Annotated in this window: 15 protein-coding genes; 7 read left to right on the forward strand and 8 right to left on the reverse strand. The window is 54.0% G+C overall.

What is annotated here, in order from left to right:
- Positions 1 to 21 precede the first annotated feature (21 nt).
- Positions 22 to 780: a glutamine amidotransferase gene (locus ACS0RQ_RS01270; protein WP_271849385.1), complete on the reverse strand. Its 759-nt coding sequence runs from the start codon at positions 778 to 780 to the stop codon at positions 22 to 24.
- 300 nt (positions 781 to 1,080) lie between these two features.
- Between ACS0RQ_RS01270 and ACS0RQ_RS01275 the strand changes: the two genes are divergently transcribed.
- The 3 genes from ACS0RQ_RS01275 (at position 1,081) to ACS0RQ_RS01285 (ending at position 5,616) form a co-directional block, all read left to right on the forward strand.
- Entirely contained in the window at positions 1,081 to 2,028 is a 948-nt protein-coding gene (locus tag ACS0RQ_RS01275; RefSeq protein WP_271849337.1) for a bifunctional helix-turn-helix transcriptional regulator/GNAT family N-acetyltransferase, read from the forward strand.
- An 804-nt stretch (positions 2,029 to 2,832) separates the two neighbouring features.
- Entirely contained in the window at positions 2,833 to 4,731 is a 1,899-nt protein-coding gene (locus ACS0RQ_RS01280; RefSeq protein ID WP_271849336.1) for a methyl-accepting chemotaxis protein, read from the forward strand.
- Between the two features lie 144 nt (positions 4,732 to 4,875).
- Positions 4,876 to 5,616, forward strand: a complete 741-nt coding sequence (locus ACS0RQ_RS01285; protein WP_271849335.1) for a class I SAM-dependent methyltransferase — start codon at positions 4,876 to 4,878, stop codon at positions 5,614 to 5,616.
- A gap of 66 nt (positions 5,617 to 5,682) precedes the next feature.
- On the opposite strand, the gene ACS0RQ_RS01290 is transcribed toward ACS0RQ_RS01285, so the two are convergent.
- The 4 genes from ACS0RQ_RS01290 to ACS0RQ_RS01305 form a co-directional block, all read right to left on the reverse strand.
- A complete protein-coding gene (locus ACS0RQ_RS01290; RefSeq protein ID WP_271849334.1) occupies positions 5,683 to 6,390 on the reverse strand; it encodes a helix-turn-helix transcriptional regulator in 708 nt (235 codons plus the stop codon).
- Positions 6,391 to 6,423: 33 nt separating this feature from the next.
- Entirely contained in the window at positions 6,424 to 6,789 is a 366-nt protein-coding gene (locus ACS0RQ_RS01295; RefSeq protein ID WP_039080253.1) for a VOC family protein, read from the reverse strand.
- Between the two features lie 180 nt (positions 6,790 to 6,969).
- On the reverse strand, positions 6,970 to 8,322 hold the full coding sequence (gene gorA / locus ACS0RQ_RS01300; protein WP_271849333.1) for a glutathione-disulfide reductase: 1,353 nt from the start codon (positions 8,320 to 8,322) through the stop codon (positions 6,970 to 6,972).
- Positions 8,323 to 8,550: 228 nt separating this feature from the next.
- Positions 8,551 to 9,393 carry a 23S rRNA (adenine(2030)-N(6))-methyltransferase RlmJ gene (locus ACS0RQ_RS01305; RefSeq protein ID WP_041851280.1) on the reverse strand — a complete coding sequence of 281 codons (843 nt, stop codon included), beginning with the start codon at positions 9,391 to 9,393 and terminating at the stop codon, positions 8,551 to 8,553.
- 193 nt (positions 9,394 to 9,586) lie between these two features.
- Here ACS0RQ_RS01305 and ACS0RQ_RS01310 point away from each other — a divergent pair, with 193 nt between their 5' ends.
- Entirely contained in the window at positions 9,587 to 10,858 is a 1,272-nt protein-coding gene (locus tag ACS0RQ_RS01310; RefSeq protein ID WP_271849332.1) for an acid phosphatase, read from the forward strand.
- A 39-nt stretch (positions 10,859 to 10,897) separates the two neighbouring features.
- Here the strand turns inward: ACS0RQ_RS01310 and ACS0RQ_RS01315 are convergent, their stop codons facing one another.
- Complete coding sequence (locus ACS0RQ_RS01315) at positions 10,898 to 11,347, reverse strand: hypothetical protein (RefSeq protein ID WP_271849331.1); 450 nt, start codon at positions 11,345 to 11,347, stop codon at positions 10,898 to 10,900.
- 231 nt (positions 11,348 to 11,578) lie between these two features.
- Here ACS0RQ_RS01315 and prlC point away from each other — a divergent pair, with 231 nt between their 5' ends.
- Complete coding sequence (gene prlC / locus ACS0RQ_RS01320) at positions 11,579 to 13,621, forward strand: oligopeptidase A (protein ID WP_271849330.1); 2,043 nt, start codon at positions 11,579 to 11,581, stop codon at positions 13,619 to 13,621.
- A gap of 129 nt (positions 13,622 to 13,750) precedes the next feature.
- Positions 13,751 to 14,503, forward strand: coding sequence for a 16S rRNA (guanine(1516)-N(2))-methyltransferase RsmJ (gene rsmJ, locus ACS0RQ_RS01325; RefSeq protein ID WP_271849329.1), 753 nt, complete (start codon positions 13,751 to 13,753; stop codon positions 14,501 to 14,503).
- 261 nt (positions 14,504 to 14,764) lie between these two features.
- Here rsmJ and uspA read toward each other — a convergent pair whose 3' ends face one another.
- On the reverse strand, positions 14,765 to 15,202 hold the full coding sequence (gene uspA, locus ACS0RQ_RS01330) for a universal stress protein UspA (protein ID WP_041851284.1): 438 nt from the start codon (positions 15,200 to 15,202) through the stop codon (positions 14,765 to 14,767).
- A gap of 518 nt (positions 15,203 to 15,720) precedes the next feature.
- Here uspA and uspB point away from each other — a divergent pair.
- Positions 15,721 to 16,056 carry a universal stress protein UspB gene (gene uspB, locus ACS0RQ_RS01335; protein WP_041851285.1) on the forward strand — a complete coding sequence of 112 codons (336 nt, stop codon included), beginning with the start codon at positions 15,721 to 15,723 and terminating at the stop codon, positions 16,054 to 16,056.
- A gap of 38 nt (positions 16,057 to 16,094) precedes the next feature.
- On the opposite strand, the gene pitA is transcribed toward uspB, so the two are convergent.
- Positions 16,095 to 17,591, reverse strand: coding sequence for an inorganic phosphate transporter PitA (gene pitA, locus ACS0RQ_RS01340; protein WP_041851286.1), 1,497 nt, complete (start codon positions 17,589 to 17,591; stop codon positions 16,095 to 16,097).
- Between the last annotated feature and the right edge of the window lie 77 nt (positions 17,592 to 17,668).

Genomic DNA, 17,668 nt, shown 5'->3' on the forward strand with positions numbered 1-17,668 from the left:
TCGTGTGATGCCTCTTTATTGTTATGCACTCTGCGCCAGCATTTCTTGCTGTGGTACCGCACGATTCAACGCCTGATGTACAAAGCGACGCAATAATTCTGTGGCTTCCGGCGAGGGCAGCACGCCGGACAGCAGTGCCAGCGGGTCAAAACCTTCTTCGGTCAGCACTGTTTCGCGCTGGCGAATCATGTCAGCGGCTATCTCCGGGGTGAACTCCGGGTGGAATTGCGTCGACATGGCGTTGGGCCCGTAGCGCACAATCTGATGCTGGTCATGAGCGGATGACGCCAGCGCCAGTGCCCCTTCCGGCAGGCGAGAAACGGTCTGCATATGGGTCAGATGCGCGGGAAACTCACGCGGCAAGGTGCTCAGCAGCACATCGTTACTGGCATGGGGATGAAGTTGAATCGCCTGGCTGCCGACCTCACGCCCCTGCGGGTGCCACTCCACTTCTCCGCCCAATGCATGTGCCATCAACTGGTGTCCGTAGCAGACGCCAAACAGCGACATACCAATCGACATGGCTTCCCGTATCCATCCGGCAGCAGCTTCACTCCAGGGGAGACGGTCCGTCACCATCGCCCATGAACCGGTAATCACAGCCACACGGCTGGCATCCGGCGGCGGAAGCGCCTCGCCTTCAAACACGCGGATCACTTCTGTTTTCTCAAGAGGATGCTGGATGGCACGACAGAACCAGGAGGGAATATCGCCGTGGACTTCACGAATAGACTCGGAAGGAAAACCTACTTGCAGGATAATTAACGGACGGTCTGTCATTACAACCACTCTCTTCCTCTGCTGAACATTTGTTCAACTATGCGCCGAAAAATGCGGCCTGTGAAGGGCTTAGCGGGAACAGGATTGTAAAGGCGAAGCGGCAGGCAGAGCGCTTTGCAGGCCCGTATCGGGGCTATTCGTTTGTTTTAGTGGTGAAAAAACAAACACAGCAAGGCTTATGCTTTTTTTTGGTTATTTTTAGCTTTCTTACGCTCGCGGGGGAGAGTGCGTCAGTTCATATTGACAGCTATGCCCTTAGATGGTTGTATTGTACAACTATTAATTCGAAGGGCCATAAGCATGCAAAACGCCAGGTTGATTAACGAAATCCGTGTTGCCTCCCGCCTTATGGTCCGCGAGCTAGGGTTTATGAATGCCACCCTTGCCGCCACAGACTATTCCCCCTCAGCGGTGCATACCCTGTTAGAAATCGAAAATCAGGGGGCTATGACCGCCGCGCAACTGGTACAGATGCTGGGGCTGGAGAAATCCAGCGTAAGCCGTATGCTCGGTAAGCTCGTCCGCGCCGGAGAAATTCAGGAAGTTCCGTCCAAAGACGATGCGCGTTTTAAAGAGCTGCAACTGACCGCGCAGGGAAAAGAGAGCGTCGCGCGTATCAACCAGTACGGCAGCATGCGGGTGGTCGAGGCGCTGGCGCATCTCACCCCTTCCCGGCAGCACGCGGTTGCCGAGGGCCTTTCAGCGTATGCGTATGCGCTGGCAGCCTGCCGGAACGGCGAAGCGCCGCTGCAACAAGGTGAGATTGAGATTGTTGCTGGCTATCGTCCCGGCATGATTGGCCGAATCAGCGAAATGCATGCCAGCTACTACTCACGTCATTATGACTTCGGGTCTTTTTTTGAAAGCAAAGTGGCGGCCGGGCTGGCTGACTTTGCCGGGCGTCTGGATGTTGCGTGCAATCGTATCTGGCTTGCCATTCATCATGGACGGATTGTGGGATCGCTCGCGATTGATGGGCAGGATCTCGGCAATAACGAGGCGCATCTTCGCTGGTTTATCCTCGACGACGATTGCCGTGGCGGCGGCGTGGGGCGTCGGTTGCTAACTGAGGCGATGAATTTCTGCGACAGCCAGAACTTCGCGGCTGTGCAACTATGGACTTTTAGCGGGCTTGATGCGGCGCGGCGACTTTACGAATCCTTTGGTTTCCGGCTGACAAAAGAGTGGCAGGGGGCGCAGTGGGGCAGCGAGATGCTGGAACAGCAATTTACGCGCAAGGGCGCATGAGACTCGTGTAGCGTCAGTATTATGAGTGAATCAAAATTTTTCCATTCCGATAAACAGCCGTTAATTTTGTACGCGTTATCAACCAGACAACTACTCTATGAATTGCTGACCGGCGATGCTTCACCTGGAAATATTTAATCTGACGACCCGCTAATATTAACTTGATGCAGACATCTTTTTAAAGAGTGAATGCCTTGATGGGAATGGTATTCGTTTCGGATACCATTGCGAATATTTAATTTAAGTATATTGCCTGACGAAATATAAGGTTACTCACGGGAATCAAAATGCTTTTATATCTTTCTTGATGTGATGAATGCCATGCATTGGCATTTAAAACGGTACCGAAATCCATAGCCCGGCAGGCGGCGTATAATCGCGCGCAAAAGCGCAGTAAAAGTCTACGACTGACTCACATGTGATTGAGTTTCTCCCTGCCAGAACCGCATAGAGACGTTGCTTTGCTGTGCCAGAGCGTAAACATCTCTTTTGGTTGAAAAGTGTACGAACGATCATATTGCTGCCCGTACTATTCTGTTTCATGAGAATGTTCGCATATTGATAAAAATAACATTGATATCATTGAAGTATGTTCATCTACGGGAAATGATTTATACGGGCATATTATCTTTTATAGAAACAAGGCATCGCACTTAAAAATTGTGAACGGTAGAGCATTTTTTTTAAAACGTCATTTTGTAATATGAAATTCGTTTTATATGAAACCGTAGCACGATTTAGATTAAAGAATTTCAAATAAATGTCGTTATAACCCCTAATTCAACCAGATCGAGTGCTGCCATTATGACATGGAAAAATACCCAGGGCCGAATAGGCCTGTTGCTTATAAGCTTTTTCGTTATCTTATTGATAGTTACCTATATTGTTATCAAGCAATTTGTTTCTCCACAGATTATTGAGACTGAAACCAAAAATATTCAGGCGACGGTTGAATTACAAAGTAATGCCATAAAAGAGCAGATGAACCGTGTTAAGGCTCAGCAACGCTCCATCACTGAACTGGTTGTCGGGCTGCAAAGTGAGCAAATCGACGAATTATTACCGCGTCTGGTAAACCAATATGGTGATTTAAACGTCTTCGGCGGTGGGATTTGGCCTCTGCCTGGTCAGCGTGATCCGGCGCGGGACAAATTCAGCACATTTTATGCCCGCGACGGGGGCGGCAATTTACAGGTCAACACCGTCTGGAACCAACCCGAGTCGGCAAAATACTGGGAACAACCCTGGTATAAAGACGGTATGAATGCGCCAAAAGGCGAGTGTGCGTGGGCGAAAGCCTATCAGGATGCGGCCAGCCCGCAGCCGCGTACTAACTGTGCAATGGCGATCTGGAAAGACGGTAAAGCCTGGGGCGTGGCGACTATTGACGTGACGCTGGGCTTCTTTAACCAGCTTGCTGTTGACATGGGCAAAGCGGTAAACGGCAGCGTACTGATTGTTGAGGCGGATGGTAAAATCGTCGGTAACGGTTCCTCCGTGCAGGATAAACCGGCGCTGTCGAACGTTCGCGATCTGGGGATTCCGGCGGCGGCACCGTTAGTTAGCCTGTTAGGCCAGGGGAAAACAACGGAAGTGCGTGGCAGCTATGACGGTGAAGATGGGGCGCATTCTCTGTTCGTTCTGCCGATCAGCGGCAGCCCGTGGTTTATGGCGGTCGATATTCCGAGCAGCCATCTGGTAAGAATGTCTGATGCTATTATGACCAAGCTGACCATCGTACAGGCGATTATTGGCATACTTATCGTCCTTATCATGATGATTATTGTGCGCAATATTTTCCATAATGTGACTTTGCTCAATCGTAATATTGAAGCGCTGTCCAGCGGCGGTGCGGATTTAACGCAGCGTCTTGCACAAAGTAAGAGTCCGGAATTTAATGCCATTATCAATAACTTCAATAAGTTCATTTCGTTCCTTAATGAGCTGATGCAGCAGGTAGGGAGTAGCTCGATGGCGATCTCTTCGGCTTCGCGCCAGATTGCCAGCGGCAACCTGAACCTCTCTTCGCGCACCGAAGACCAATCGGCCTCGATTGTGGAAACGGCGGCATCAATGGAAGAGCTGACCAGTACCGTGCGCCTGAACGCAGAGAACGCGTTGCAGGCAAACAAGCTGGCGGAAGAGGCCTCCGTTGCGGCAAAACAAGGGGCTAATGTGGTGAACAAAGTCGTCTCCACGATGAATAACATCAACGAGTCCTCCTCGAAAGTGGTGGAAATCATCAGTGTGATTGACGGCATCGCCTTCCAGACCAACATCCTGGCGCTTAACGCAGCGGTCGAAGCGGCAAGGGCGGGTGAGCACGGGCGTGGTTTCGCCGTGGTAGCCGGTGAAGTTCGTTCACTGGCGCAGCGCAGTGCCCGCTCAGCTCAGGAGATCAAGAAATTGATTGAAGAGTCGGTGAGCAGCATTGAGCAGGGCAGCGGGCTGGTCCGTCAGGCGGGTACGACGATGGACGGACTGATGGAAAAAGTGGAAGGTGTGGGCGTGCTGATCTCAGAAATCAGCTCTTCCAGCGATGAACAAAGCCGCGGGATTGCCCAGATCAACATCGCCATCAACCAGCTCGATAGCGCCACGCAGCAGAATGCGGCGCTGGTCGAAGAGGTGGCGGCGGCTGCGCAGTCGATGGAAGAACAAACCGTGCAACTTGAAAACGTCGTCGGTAGCTTCAAGCTCTGACAGGCAACATAGCCGACTCTGCGGAGTCGGCTTTCTTCTCTCTGGCGTCCGCCACTTACCCTTCCCGTTAATGCCCGCTTTGTATTCCCCTTGTCGCAAAAAGCCATTCGCACTACTGTATTTTTACTAAACAGAGGACACCCCATGCCGAACTGGTTTGCAAGCGGCGGCGCCGATTACGCCCGCTATCGCCCGGAATATCCCGCAGTCTTGCTGGATTATCTGCTTTCGATAACGCCGGAACATCACCATGCGCTGGATGTCGGTTGCGGTACCGGCCAATTGACCACGTTACTCGCCTCAGCCTTCGACAAGGTGACGGGGATTGATCCCAGCCAGACGCAAATCGACAACGCCACACCTCATGCCCGCATTACATATCTGCAAGGCCCGGCGGAACAGCTTGCGCAAGCGCTGCGTGATATCAATCTGATTACCGTCGCCCAGGCGGCGCACTGGTTTGATTTACCAGCCTTTTACCGGGAAGTCCGGCGGGTTGCGGCGCCGAATGCGGTGATTGCGATTATCAGCTACGGTGTGCTCAACCCTGACGAGACCCTCCGGGCGCGCGTTCGTCAGTTCTACTATGACGAAATTGGCCCCTACTGGCCCCCGGAAAGGCAACTGGTGGATAACGGTTATGCGGACATCGCCTTCCCGTTTACGGAAATTCCTGTCCCGGGAATGGCGATTCGTTTGCAGTGGGATCTCGACGCCTTGATGGGTTATCTCTCCACCTGGTCTGCGGTGAAGCGTGCACGTGACGCCGGGCAGGAGGGGCTGTTAACCCGCTTTTACGACGACGTACGCGACCTCTGGGGCGACCCGGTACAAACGCGGACCTTTACATGGCCGATCAACATCAGAGCCGGGAAAATAGGGTAATTTTCCGGCGCGGGAATTCCGGGAGATGGCGGACTGAGAGTGCCATGTCAGGCGGTGCGACTGTTATTACTGCTTTTCACTGTATCGCTTAGCTCTCGCCTTCTGCTGGTGGATAAAATCCTCAAGCGAGCGGTCGTGCCGTTCGGCAAACTGTTTCCCGGTTAAGGTCACGGTCTGGCAGCGATCGAGGCGGAAGCAGCGATAATCCTGACGCAACGTGCACCAGGCCACCAGTACCCATACTTCTCCCCAGAACGACAGGCCCAGCGGATGAACCGCCCGCTCAGAACTTTCACCCTGCTCGTTCTCATAACGGATCCAGACCTCATCGCGCTGGCGCATGGCCTGATGGAAGACATCAAACCAGCGCCGCGTCTGTGGGTACTTGCCAAAGTCCGGGGTCAGGATGCGGTTTCGTTCGGCCAGGATGCGCCGGTCTGTCGGCAGTACCGCCAGCAGCTTTTCCTGTGCCGAACCCGCTGCTTTAGCCAGTGTGTCGCCGCTCCAGGTTTGCAGCATGCCAATCGCGGCAATCAGCGCTTCCACTTCCATACCGGTGAACATCAGCGGGGGAATATCAAACCCCGGCATCAGGCGATAGCCGCTCCCTGCCTCGCCCTGAATGGGCACACCGGACAGCGACAGATCGCGAATGTCCCGATAGACGGTACGCTCCGACACCTCCAGCCTCTCCGCCAGCAGAGCGGCCGTGACCCGACGGCGTGTACGCAGGATCTGGACTATCTGGAACAGACGATCGGCACGGCGGCTCATGGCAAATTTCCTGTCAGTGGGCGGTTAATGTTGTCAGGCCGGTTGATGCAGCCCGACTTTATTCCCTTCACTGTCAATGATAAGTGCGATGGTGCCAATATCATCCGGTAAAATTTCTGGCCCGAAGCAGCAGGTGCCGCCTTTTTCCGCCACTTTTTTGAGGGACGCGGCGATATCTGCAGTGTAGAGATAAACCACGGTGCCGTTTGCGGAAGGTTGTAACGCCTCTGATTTTACCAGCGCCCCGCCGATTGCAGGCTCCTGATAATGAAAGACCGCCATCGACATACCGGCGACATGCTCCTGACGAAATTGCGCGTCGATGCAATGTTCATAAAACGCGGTTGCCCGTTGCAGATCTTGAACCGGAATCTCAAACCAGTTGATAACGTTGCTCATTTTCTTGCCCTCGTTGTGTTTTCGACAACGAGATAATGGCACTCCCCTCCTGACAGCATAGTGTCAGGAGTGATCGGCGAGGGAGAGAAATTCCCGGAGGCGGTGCTGCGCACCTGTCCGGGCTACGGGATACGGACGCGTAGCCCGGGTAAGGCGTCAGCCGCCACCCGGGGGAGGGACTTACCGCATGGTGACAAACTCTTCTGCCGCCGTTGGGTGAATCGCCACGGTATTGTCGAAGTCCTTCTTGGTGGCTCCCATTTTCAGGGCGACCGCGAAGCCTTGCAGAATTTCATCCATCCCGAAACCGATGCCGTGGATACCGACGATTTTCTCTTCCGGGCCAACGCAGACTAACTTCATGCGGCACGGCTGGCGGTGAGAGGTCACGGCGGTATACATCGCGGTAAACGACGATTTATACACTTTGACTTCGCTATCGCCATACTGCTCGCGCGCCTGCGGTTCGGTTAAACCAACGGTGCCGATCGGCGGATGGCTGAACACCACGGTCGGGATATTGCTGTAATCCAGATGCTCGTCCGGCTTGTTATTAAACAGGCGTTCAGACAGACGACGGCCTGCGGCCACGGCGACAGGGGTCAGCTCAACCGCACCCGTGTTATCGCCGACAGCATAAATACCCGGCACAGAGGTATTCTGGAATTTATCCACCACGATGAAACCTTTCTCGTCGGTTTTCACCCCGGTGATGTCCAGATTGAAGGTGTCGTTCGCCGGTTCACGACCAATCGCCCAAATCAGGCAATCCACTGTCTGGCTGCGTCCATCGTCCAGCTCCAGCGTCAGGCTGCCGTCGGCGTTTTTCACCACGGCTTTGGGGACTGCCTGGGTATGTAGCGTCGGGCCTTCGGCGGCCATCACCTCAACCAGCGTTTCACTGATCATCGGATCGAAACTGCGCAGCGGAGAGTGCTTACGCACGAACAGATGCGCTTCTGCGCCCAGCCCGTTAATCACCCCGGCCAGTTCAACGGCGATATAACCAGCACCTACCACCGCCACGCGTTCAGGCAGCGCGGGCAGGGCAAAGAAACCGTCGGAGTCGATACCGTATTCCGCACCCGGAATTTTCGGGTGGCTCGGGCGACCACCGGTTGCGATCAGGATGTGATCGGCGGTGATCGTCTCGCCATTAACCTCGACAGTCTTCGCGTCAATAAAGCGGGCGAAACCACGAATCACATCGACATTGTTTTTACCCAGCACGTTGTCATACGAGGTGTGGATACGGTCAATGTAGGCCGTGCGGCTGGCAACCAGTTTATTCCAGTCGAAATGATTGACGGTGGTGTCGAAGCCGTAGTCCGGCCCGTACAGATCAATAGCCTCGCGGATTTGCGCCGCGTGCCACATCACTTTTTTCGGAACACAACCCACATTCACACAGGTGCCGCCAAGCTCTTTGGCTTCAATCAGCGCGCACTTCTGGCCGTACATGGCGGCACGGTTAATCGAGGCAATGCCACCGCTGCCACCGCCAATGGCGATATAGTCGTAATGTTTGCTCATGGTTAATTCCTTAGAGCCTATCCAATTAGGCTATTTTATTGGCCATTTTGGACCTGGGCAGTGCTCACAATCCTCACGTACTGCGTGTACGCTCCGGTTGTTCCGCGCTGTCCGTGTCCAAACTCGCTGCAACAATGTACGCCTACTGGGTAGGCTTTTAATCCTGAACGAGGTCGAAAGTGTCGCGATTGTAACGCGCAGCCAGCAAGGTTCCTTCGATTGCTGCGATTACTCAGGAACAATCCAGTTAACGAGGGTGTGGCCTGTTCCGGCGGGCACCAGTTTACTGTGCAGCCATGGCAGCACGTTATTCATCTGTGCTTCTAATTTCCACGGCGGGTTAACCACGATCATACCGGAGGCGGTCATCCCGCGCTGGTCGCTGTCCGGGCGTACCGCCAGCTCAATCTGCAGAATTTTACGAATGCCGGTTGCTTCCAGGTCATGCACCATACGTTTGATTTGCTGGCGCAGCACCACCGGGTACCACAGAGCATAGGTGCCGGTTGCAAAGCGCTTGTAGCCTTCGCTAATGCCGGATACCACCGCCTGATAATCGGTTTTTATTTCATACGGCGGGTCTATCAGCACCAGGCCGCGACGGGAAACTGGCGGCAGTTTGGCTTTCAACTGCTGGTAGCCATCGGCACGCTCAACGCGGGCACGTTCGTCTTTCTGGAACTCCTGACGCAGCAGTGGATAGTCGCTCGGATGCAACTCGGTCAGGAACAGGCTGTCCTGCTCGCGCAACAACTGACGGGCAATCAGCGGCGAGCCTGGGTAGTAACGCAGCGTCTCGTTGCGGTTAAAGTGGCGCAGCACGCTCATGTACGGCTCCAGCTCAGCCGGAATATCGTCTTGCTGCCAGATGCGTCCAATCCCCTCCAGATACTCCCCGGTACGTTCGGCATGTTCGCCGGAAAGCTGATAGCGGCCCGCGCCCGCGTGGGTATCGAGATAGAGAAACGGTTTCTCTTTTTCTTTGAGCGCTTCAATGATCAGGCTCTGAACGGTGTGTTTGAGAACGTCGGCATGGTTGCCTGCGTGGAAGCTGTGGCGATAACTGAGCATGGAGATAGAAATTCCAGAATATGAACGAGATTAGCCACAGTTTACCGTAGATTGCGCGGGAATGTCGTTGAACCCTGCGGTTGTTTCAGGCAGTCGTAAAACGTTTCAAAATTTATCCCTGTCACAAAAGCGTCAACTTACAGGGCTAGCGTCGAGCGCAGGCAAGGTAATCGTTTGAATAAAAGGATAAAAAATGAAAATCCGTTTAACGCTGTTAACTGTCTCACTGCTGCTTGCTCATCAGGCGATGGCGAAAGATGTGCCACTCTCTACTGCGCACGACATTGCCAATACCACCACGCCGGCCTCGGAAAGCCAGGCGTTTGATAGCCTGGAAAACCAGTCTCTGGCCGCGCTGCGTGCTGCGTTAAAAGGGGACGGTGCAAAGGTAGAGCGTGAGCACCTGGAAAAAGCGTCGCAAAGTGCAAAACAGGCCGACACCGCCTGGTTGAAAGCCAGCGGCTATGATTTCAAAGTAAAAGATAACCAGCAGGCCGGCATTGAATTGCTCTCCTCGTTCAACAAGCTGCCTGCTCCTGTGCTGGATGCCAACCTGAAAACCGTTGAGACGATTAATCTCGATGCCACCCAGGGGCTGCGCCATCAGGCGCTGGCGGACGCAGAAGGTATCAGCTACTTGTACTTCCTGTCCGACGCGCTTGGCCCGCGTCTGGGTAAAGCGTTTCTTGACGCCTATGACAAGGGAGAGCTGGGCAAAGCGGCTGCGCTAATTAAAGCCAGCGAAGTCAGCACTGGCGCGGCGAAGAAGCACTTCGACTACAAGCGTCCGTTCCTTATTCAGGGCAACACCATTCATCAGGTGCCGGATGATGTGGTGGTGAAAGACAACAAACCGTACTCCGCCGATGGCGGTTCCTTCCCAAGCGGCCATACCAATACCGGCTATACCGATGCGCTGTTGATGGCGGAGATGATCCCGGAGCGCTTTGATTCGCTGGTGGAGCGCGGTGCCCGCTATGGTTACTCACGCATTGTGCTTGGCGTACACTATCCGCTGGATGTGATGGGTTCAAGAATGGTGGCCCAGCGTAACGTGGCGCATTACCTCAACGATCCGGCGTACCGCAAGCTGTTCAACGAAGCGCGCGATCAGTTGCGTACGGCGCTGGAGAAAGAGTGCGGTGCGTCGCTTGCCGAGTGTGCGAAAACGGCGGGTAAAGACGATCCGTACCGCGATCCGGCGATGAAAGAATTTTACCGCTTCACCATGACCTACGACCTGCCGCAGCAAAAAGGGAAGACGCAGGCAGTGAAAGTACCGGAAGGGGCGGAAGTGCTGCTGGAGGCCGCGCTGCCAAACCTGTCGGCGGCAGCGCGGCGCGAATTGATGGTGAAAACCGCGCTGCCAGACGGTTACCCGCTCTCTGGGGAAACTGCCGATCAGAACTTCTGGCAGCGCCTGAATCTGCCTGCGGCTTATGCCTCGGCGCATAAAGCGAAGTAAGTTTTGACAACGGTGCGGGCGTTGCCTGCACCGTGATATTCACAGACTCAGCGCGTTCAGTTTACGCACGCTGGCGGCAGGATTAGCGCGTTTAACCGCCTCCAGGAAATCGGCAAAGTCGGTGTTAAACAGGGTGTAGTTATGGCGGAATCTTGCCTGTTTCATCTGCCCGTCAGTCATGTAAGTCACTATCCAGAAAGAACGATTATTCACTTTAATATTGTCGCGCTCGATCTTTGTTATCGCGCTCAGTGGAACAGATTTTTTCACATCAAGCTGAACTTCATAGAAATACCCTTCATCGAAATAATAATCCGTGGGTAATAGCTGCCCCCCTTTACCTGGCCGAAAGGTTTTGGTGGTGATGGATATCTTTCGTAACCCATGCTTTGCTTGTATGTCGTTTTTTCGATGTCGCCATTTTGGAAACACAAGTACCAGCCCGATAAGCGCCAGTAGCGGCAGTATTGTCATAATGAAATTCAACATGCGGTCTCCTTTTCGCCGTTGTGATGAGTATACGCCCTGTACGACGGTTCTTATTACTTTGATTTCATAGCGGAAACGACATCGTATGGGCAAATGGGTATTGCAGCGATAAGCAGTTCAGCGCAACGCCTGCCATTGAAATCCTCTACACTTAACCCCATGCTACAACGTTATGCAGAGCGCCGGATCGTGCGCTTCACTCACTCTTTTTAACAGGACAGGACTGCGCTTATGACCAATCCATTACTCACGCGTTTCGAATTACCGCCGTTTTCAAAAATCCTGCCTGAACATGTCGTGCCTGCCGTGACGAAAGCGCTGGATGATTGCCGTACCGCGGTGGAAAGCGTGGTAGCCCATGGTGCGCCGTACACCTGGGAAAATCTGTGCCAGCCGCTGGCGGAAGTGGACGATGTGCTGGGGCGTCTGTTCTCCCCGGTGAGCCATTTGAATTCTGTGAAAAACAGCCCGGAACTGCGTGAAGCCTATGAACAGACGCTGCCGTTACTGTCGGAATACAGCACCTGGGTTGGGCAACATGAAGGGCTGTACAACGCCTACCGCGACTTACGCAATGGCGATCACTACGCCACCCTGAACATTGCGCAGAAGAAATCGGTCGATAACGCCCTGCGTGATTTCGAACTGTCCGGTATTGGCCTCGAAAAAGAGAAACAAAAACGCTACGGCGAAATCGCCGCGCGCCTGTCCGAACTGGGCAATCAGTACAGCAACAATGTTCTCGATGCGACCATGGGCTGGACAAAGCTGGTAACCGATGAAGCCGAGCTGGCCGGTATGCCGGAAAGCGCGCTGGCCGCTGCAAAAGCTCAGGCCGAAGCGAAAGAACAAGAGGGTTACCTGCTGACGCTGGATATTCCGAGCTATCTGCCGGTGATGACCTATTGCGACAACCAACCGCTGCGTGAAGAGATGTACCGCGCTTACAGCACCCGCGCCTCTGACCAGGGGCCGAATGCAGGTAAATGGGATAACAGCCCGGTGATGGCGGAAATTCTCGCCCTGCGTCACGAACTGGCCCAACTGCTCGGTTTTGAAAGCTATGCCTATAAATCGCTGGCGACCAAAATGGCGGAAAACCCGGCGCAGGTACTCGACTTCCTGACCGATCTCGCCAGACGCGCCCGTCCGCAGGGTGAAAGAGAACTGGCACAACTGCGTGCGTTCGCCAAAAAAGAGTTTGGTGTGGATGAGCTGCAACCGTGGGATACCGCTTACTACAGCGAAAAACAGAAGCAGCATCTGTACAGCATTAGCGACGAACAGTTGCGCCCGTACTTCCCGGAAAACAAAGCGGTAAGCGGCCTGTTTGAAGTGGTGAAACGGATTTATGGTATTACCGCGAAAGAGCGTCACGATGTTGATGTCTGGCATCCGGATGTGCGTTTCTTTGAGCTGTATGACGAAAGCAATGAACTGCGCGGTAGTTTCTATCTTGACCTCTACGCCCGTGAGCACAAACGCGGCGGCGCGTGGATGGATGACTGTGTTGGGCAAATGCGCCTGGCAGACGGTTCGCTGCAAAAACCGGTGGCCTACCTTACCTGTAACTTCAACCGTCCGGTCAGCGGCAAACCGGCGCTGTTCACCCATGATGAAGTGATCACCCTGTTCCACGAATTTGGTCACGGTCTGCATCATATGCTGACCCGTATCGAAACGCCGGGGGTTGCCGGTATCAGCGGTGTGCCATGGGATGCGGTCGAGCTGCCGAGCCAGTTTATGGAAAACTGGTGCTGGGAGCCGGAAGCGCTGGCATTTATCTCGGGTCACTATGAAACGGGCGAGCCGCTGCCACAGGATTTGCTGGATAAAATGCTGGCCGCGAAAAACTACCAGGCGGCGCTGTTTATCCTGCGCCAACTGGAGTTCGGCCTGTTCGATTTCCGCCTGCACGCCGAGTTTAGCCCGGAGCAGGGGGCCAAAATCCTCGATACGCTGTTTGAAATTAAAAAACAGGTTGCCGTGGTGCCAAGCCCGACTTGGGGCCGCTTCCCGCATGCGTTCAGCCATATCTTTGCAGGGGGCTACGCCGCAGGCTATTACAGCTACCTGTGGGCGGATGTGCTGGCGGCAGATGCCTACTCACGCTTTGAAGAAGAGGGGATTTTCAACCGCGAAACCGGGCAGTCGTTCCTCGACAATATTCTGACCCGTGGTGGTTCCGAAGAGCCGATGGAGCTGTTCAAGCGTTTCCGTGGCCGTGAGCCGCAACTGGATGCGATGCTGGAGCATTATGGTATCGAAGGCTAATCCCCGTCATACTTCAAGCTGCATGTGCGTTGGCGACGTTTGCTCACCCCAGTCACTTACTCTTGTAAGCTCCTGGGGATTCACGCACTTGCCGCCTTCCTGCCGCTTGAATTATTTAGGGTTTATGTAGTGAAAATCTGTTTGATAGATGAAACAGGCGCCGGAGACGGCGCCTTATCTGTTCTTGCGTCCCGCTGGGGCCTGGAACATGACGAAAATAACCTGATGGCGCTGGTACTTACACCGTCCCATCTGGAACTGCGCAAGCGCGATGAGCCGAAGCTCGGCGGTATTTTTGTCGATTTCGTGGGTGGGGCGATGGCCCATCGACGTAAGTTTGGCGGTGGGCGCGGCGAAGCTGTGGCGAAGGCCGTTGGCATCAAGGGCGATTATCTGCCAGATGTGGTGGATGCGACGGCGGGGCTGGGGCGTGATGCCTTTGTGCTGGCGTCAGTCGGCTGCCGGGTGCGGATGTTAGAGCGCAACCCGGTGGTTGCCGCACTGCTGGATGATGGCCTGGCGCGTGGCTACGCGGACCCGGAAATTGGCGCCTGGTTACAGGAGCGGTTGCAGTTGATTCATGCCTCCAGCCTGACCGGGCTGGCGGATATTACTCCGCGTCCGCAGGTGGTTTATCTCGATCCGATGTTTCCGCATAAGCAAAAAAGTGCGCTGGTGAAGAAAGAGATGCGGGTGTTCCAGTCGCTGGTGGGGCCTGATCTGGACGCGGATGGCCTGCTGGAGCCCGCGCGTCAACTGGCGACGAAACGTGTGGTGGTGAAGCGCCCGGATTATGCGCCACCGCTCGCCGATGTGGCGACCACCAATGCGGTGGTCACCAAAGGGCATCGGTTTGATATTTATTCCGGGACGCCGGAGTGAATTGGTGAGGGCAGTGCGGTCTGCAGCCCTCATCCTGGCCCTCTCCCACAGGGAGAGGGAACAGTTTGGTGCTTAGCGGCCTGGTGTTTTGTAGCCCGGACAAGGCGATAGCCGCCGTCCGGGAACCCTCAGTGGTGGGGCGCGTACCGGGAATACATGTAACTGCACAAGGCGGTTTTATCGGTCTTTGGCGGGGAAATCAGCGCCAGAAAACAAAACGCCCGCAACAGCGGGCGTTAGCAGGCAAGAAAAGAGAGACGGTTATTCTTCGTCTTCATCTTTCAGCGGAACAATCAGCATATCCACATGGACAGTATTGATGAGCTGACGTGCGGAGGACATCAGTTTGCTCCAGAAGTCCTGATGATGCCCGCAAACCACCAGATCCATATCGTATTTCTTAATGGCATCTACCAGTACCTGCCCCAAATCACCGCTACCGCTTAAGGTCTCCGTGATCGGATAGCCCGCATTGGTAGACAGTTCGGTCAGCGCATGGTGTGTCTCATCAGAGATACGTTTTTGCATATCGCCCAGGTTAACGTCGATAAGACCAGTATAGAGATCAGAATAATTTACATCGACATGAATCAGTGACACCTTCGCGTTATAAGGCCGCGCCATGGATACTGCTTTTTCGACCAGCAATTTGCTTTCAGGAGAAAGATCGACTGCGATGAGAATGTGTTTGTAAGCCATAGTGTTACTCCTTCCATAAGTTGTCGATGACCATAGGGTTATTCACCCCTGACACAGCACTGTTTCCCGCGTCCTGCGTACCACCTGCACGGGTAGCGCCCGGCCTTAAGCATTTCATTTTATACTCTTCGTACTTTACGCCGCAGATGTGTTGGCTACGTTCGTTTATCCCATCGCACGGTCTTCTATGCTCAGGGGATTCATTCTCTTGCCGCCTTCCTGCAACCCGAATTACGTAGAGTCTGGGAATATTTCTACCTTATAACTCTGTGAAGTTATCGTCAATCTGCCTGGATCACGATTCACTTAACCAATATTTACAACCAGATGCACAAGATTGATTAACGTTGTGGCAAAAAAATAAACAAATCTCCTACACTATTTAATGAGCCGTTTGGATTTCAGTTTGTGATCTCGATCGGCTATTGGTAATACTCTTCACTGAATGACTTGGTTGATTATCTGGGAGCGGTCATCCCGGATCACGTTTCCGTGGGCGGTTCGCCGGGGGAGGAGATATGATCAGCACCGTCGCGCTGTTTTGGGCTTTGTGCATCGTTTGTGTGGTTAACATGGCGCGTTATTTTTCGTCATTGCGCGCATTGTTAGTGGTACTTCGTGGTTGTGACCCCTTGCTTTACCAGTATGTTGATGGCGGAGGCTTTTTTACCTCCCATGGACAACCCAGCAAGCAGATGCGTTTAGTCTGGTACATTTATGGCCAGCGCTATCGCGACCATCATGATGAAGAGTTTATTCGCCGCTGTGAGCGAGTACGCGGGCAGTTCATCTTAACCAGCGCGCTCTGTGGGCTGATTCTGGTGAGCCTGATTGCTCTGATGATTTGGCACTGAGCAAAAAAAACGGGCCAGTTTCCTGACCCGTTTCGTTGTTAAATCAGCTTGAGGGCTAACCAGTAAAGCACGCCCGAAAGGATGATTGACGCCGGTAGGGTAAAGACCCAGGCCATCAAAATGCTGGTGACGGTTTTACGTTGCAGACCGCCGCCATCGACGATCATCGTCCCTGCTACTGAGGACGAGAGTACGTGCGTGGTGGAGACGGGCATACCGGTATAGCTTGCCAGACCGATGGAGACTGCGGCAGTCATCTGTGCGGACATGCCCTGCGCGTAAGTCATGCCTTTCTTACCGATTTTTTCGCCGATGGTAGTCGCCACACGACGCCAGCCAATCATCGTACCCACACCTAATGCCAGCGCGACGGCCATAATAATCCAGATAGGCGCGTATTCGATGGTGCTCAGCATGTCGCTTTTCAGTTTCTTAAGCAGACGCTGGTCGTCGGCATTGACGTCAGGCTGCTTCGCGACCTGGTCGGTGATATCCGACAGACAAAGCATGATGCGACGCAACTGGCTGCGCTGCTCCACGCCGAGTTTGTCGTAGCTTTCAATCCCGGTCAGCATCTCTTTAGCACGATCCAGTGCGATAATGGCGCGGCTCGGATGACAGTGGAACTGTGCCGGTGTTGCCGCTGTTTCCGCAGGCGTCAGCGGTTGTTGCGCTACGCCCGTTGCCTTCTGCAGAAGCTCCGGATGCTGCTGGAAGTACACTTCCACGTTGTTCACCGCGTCACGGGTACGGGTGATGTCATAACCTGAGGCATTCATGTTAACCACGAAGCCCGCAGGTGCTACGCCAATCAGTACCAGCATGATCAGACCAATACCTTTCTGCCCATCGTTCGCGCCGTGAGAGAAGCTCACGCCAATAGCAGAAAGAATCAGCGCGATACGCGTCCAGAAAGGCGGCTTTCTTTTGCCATCTTGCTTTTCACGCTCCGCGGGCGTCAGGTGAATACGCGCGCGTTTTTTACTGCCGCTCCAGAACCGACGCAGCAGGAACACCAGCCCGCCCGCGAAAATCAGGCCAACAATTGGCGAGACAATCAGGGAGGCAAAAATGTTCAGCACTTTTGGAATGTTAAGCGCATCCACTACCGAGGTGCCGGACATCAGGGCATTGGTTAAACCAATACCGATAATCGCGCCAATCAGGGTGTGGGAGCTGGAGGCAGGCAAGCCGAGATACCAGGTACCGAGGTTCCAGATGATCGCAGCCAGCAACATAGAGAAAACCATGGCAAGGCCATGTGCTGAACTGACGTTAAGCAGCAAATCGGTCGGTAGCATATGCACAATCGCATAGGCCACGCTTAACCCACCCAGCAGTACGCCGAAGAAGTTAAATACCGCTGCCATAACAACAGCCAACTGTGAGCGCATAGCGCGGGTATAGATAACCGTTGCCACTGCGTTCGCCGTGTCGTGGAAGCCATTGATCGCTTCGTAGAACAGAACAAAACCCAGAGCAAGCAAAAGTAACAGCCCGGTATGGAGATCCAGACCGGCAAATAAATGTAGCATAGGACGTTACGCCATTTTGAGGACATGAACGCGGCGCATTATCAGGGAGTTTGGCAGCATCGGCAAAGTGAAAAATG

The organism is Phytobacter diazotrophicus, assembly GCF_052061655.1.
GTDB lineage: Bacteria > Pseudomonadota > Gammaproteobacteria > Enterobacterales > Enterobacteriaceae > Phytobacter > Phytobacter diazotrophicus.

What these genes read in the sequence shown, in the direction of transcription:
- ACS0RQ_RS01270 (WP_271849385.1), bottom strand. Translation starts at nt 780, where the DNA reads ATGACAGACCGTCCGTTAATTATCCTGCAAGTAGGTTTTCCTTCCGAG.
- ACS0RQ_RS01275 (WP_271849337.1), top strand. Translation starts at nt 1,081, where the DNA reads ATGCAAAACGCCAGGTTGATTAACGAAATCCGTGTTGCCTCCCGCCTT.
- ACS0RQ_RS01280 (WP_271849336.1), top strand. Translation starts at nt 2,833, where the DNA reads ATGACATGGAAAAATACCCAGGGCCGAATAGGCCTGTTGCTTATAAGC.
- ACS0RQ_RS01285 (WP_271849335.1), top strand. Translation starts at nt 4,876, where the DNA reads ATGCCGAACTGGTTTGCAAGCGGCGGCGCCGATTACGCCCGCTATCGC.
- ACS0RQ_RS01290 (WP_271849334.1), bottom strand. Translation starts at nt 6,390, where the DNA reads ATGAGCCGCCGTGCCGATCGTCTGTTCCAGATAGTCCAGATCCTGCGT.
- ACS0RQ_RS01295 (WP_039080253.1), bottom strand. Translation starts at nt 6,789, where the DNA reads ATGAGCAACGTTATCAACTGGTTTGAGATTCCGGTTCAAGATCTGCAA.
- gorA (WP_271849333.1), bottom strand. Translation starts at nt 8,322, where the DNA reads ATGAGCAAACATTACGACTATATCGCCATTGGCGGTGGCAGCGGTGGC.
- ACS0RQ_RS01305 (WP_041851280.1), bottom strand. Translation starts at nt 9,393, where the DNA reads ATGCTCAGTTATCGCCACAGCTTCCACGCAGGCAACCATGCCGACGTT.
- ACS0RQ_RS01310 (WP_271849332.1), top strand. Translation starts at nt 9,587, where the DNA reads ATGAAAATCCGTTTAACGCTGTTAACTGTCTCACTGCTGCTTGCTCAT.
- ACS0RQ_RS01315 (WP_271849331.1), bottom strand. Translation starts at nt 11,347, where the DNA reads ATGTTGAATTTCATTATGACAATACTGCCGCTACTGGCGCTTATCGGG.
- prlC (WP_271849330.1), top strand. Translation starts at nt 11,579, where the DNA reads ATGACCAATCCATTACTCACGCGTTTCGAATTACCGCCGTTTTCAAAA.
- uspA (WP_041851284.1), bottom strand. Translation starts at nt 15,202, where the DNA reads ATGGCTTACAAACACATTCTCATCGCAGTCGATCTTTCTCCTGAAAGC.
- uspB (WP_041851285.1), top strand. Translation starts at nt 15,721, where the DNA reads ATGATCAGCACCGTCGCGCTGTTTTGGGCTTTGTGCATCGTTTGTGTG.
- pitA (WP_041851286.1), bottom strand. Translation starts at nt 17,591, where the DNA reads ATGCTACATTTATTTGCCGGTCTGGATCTCCATACCGGGCTGTTACTT.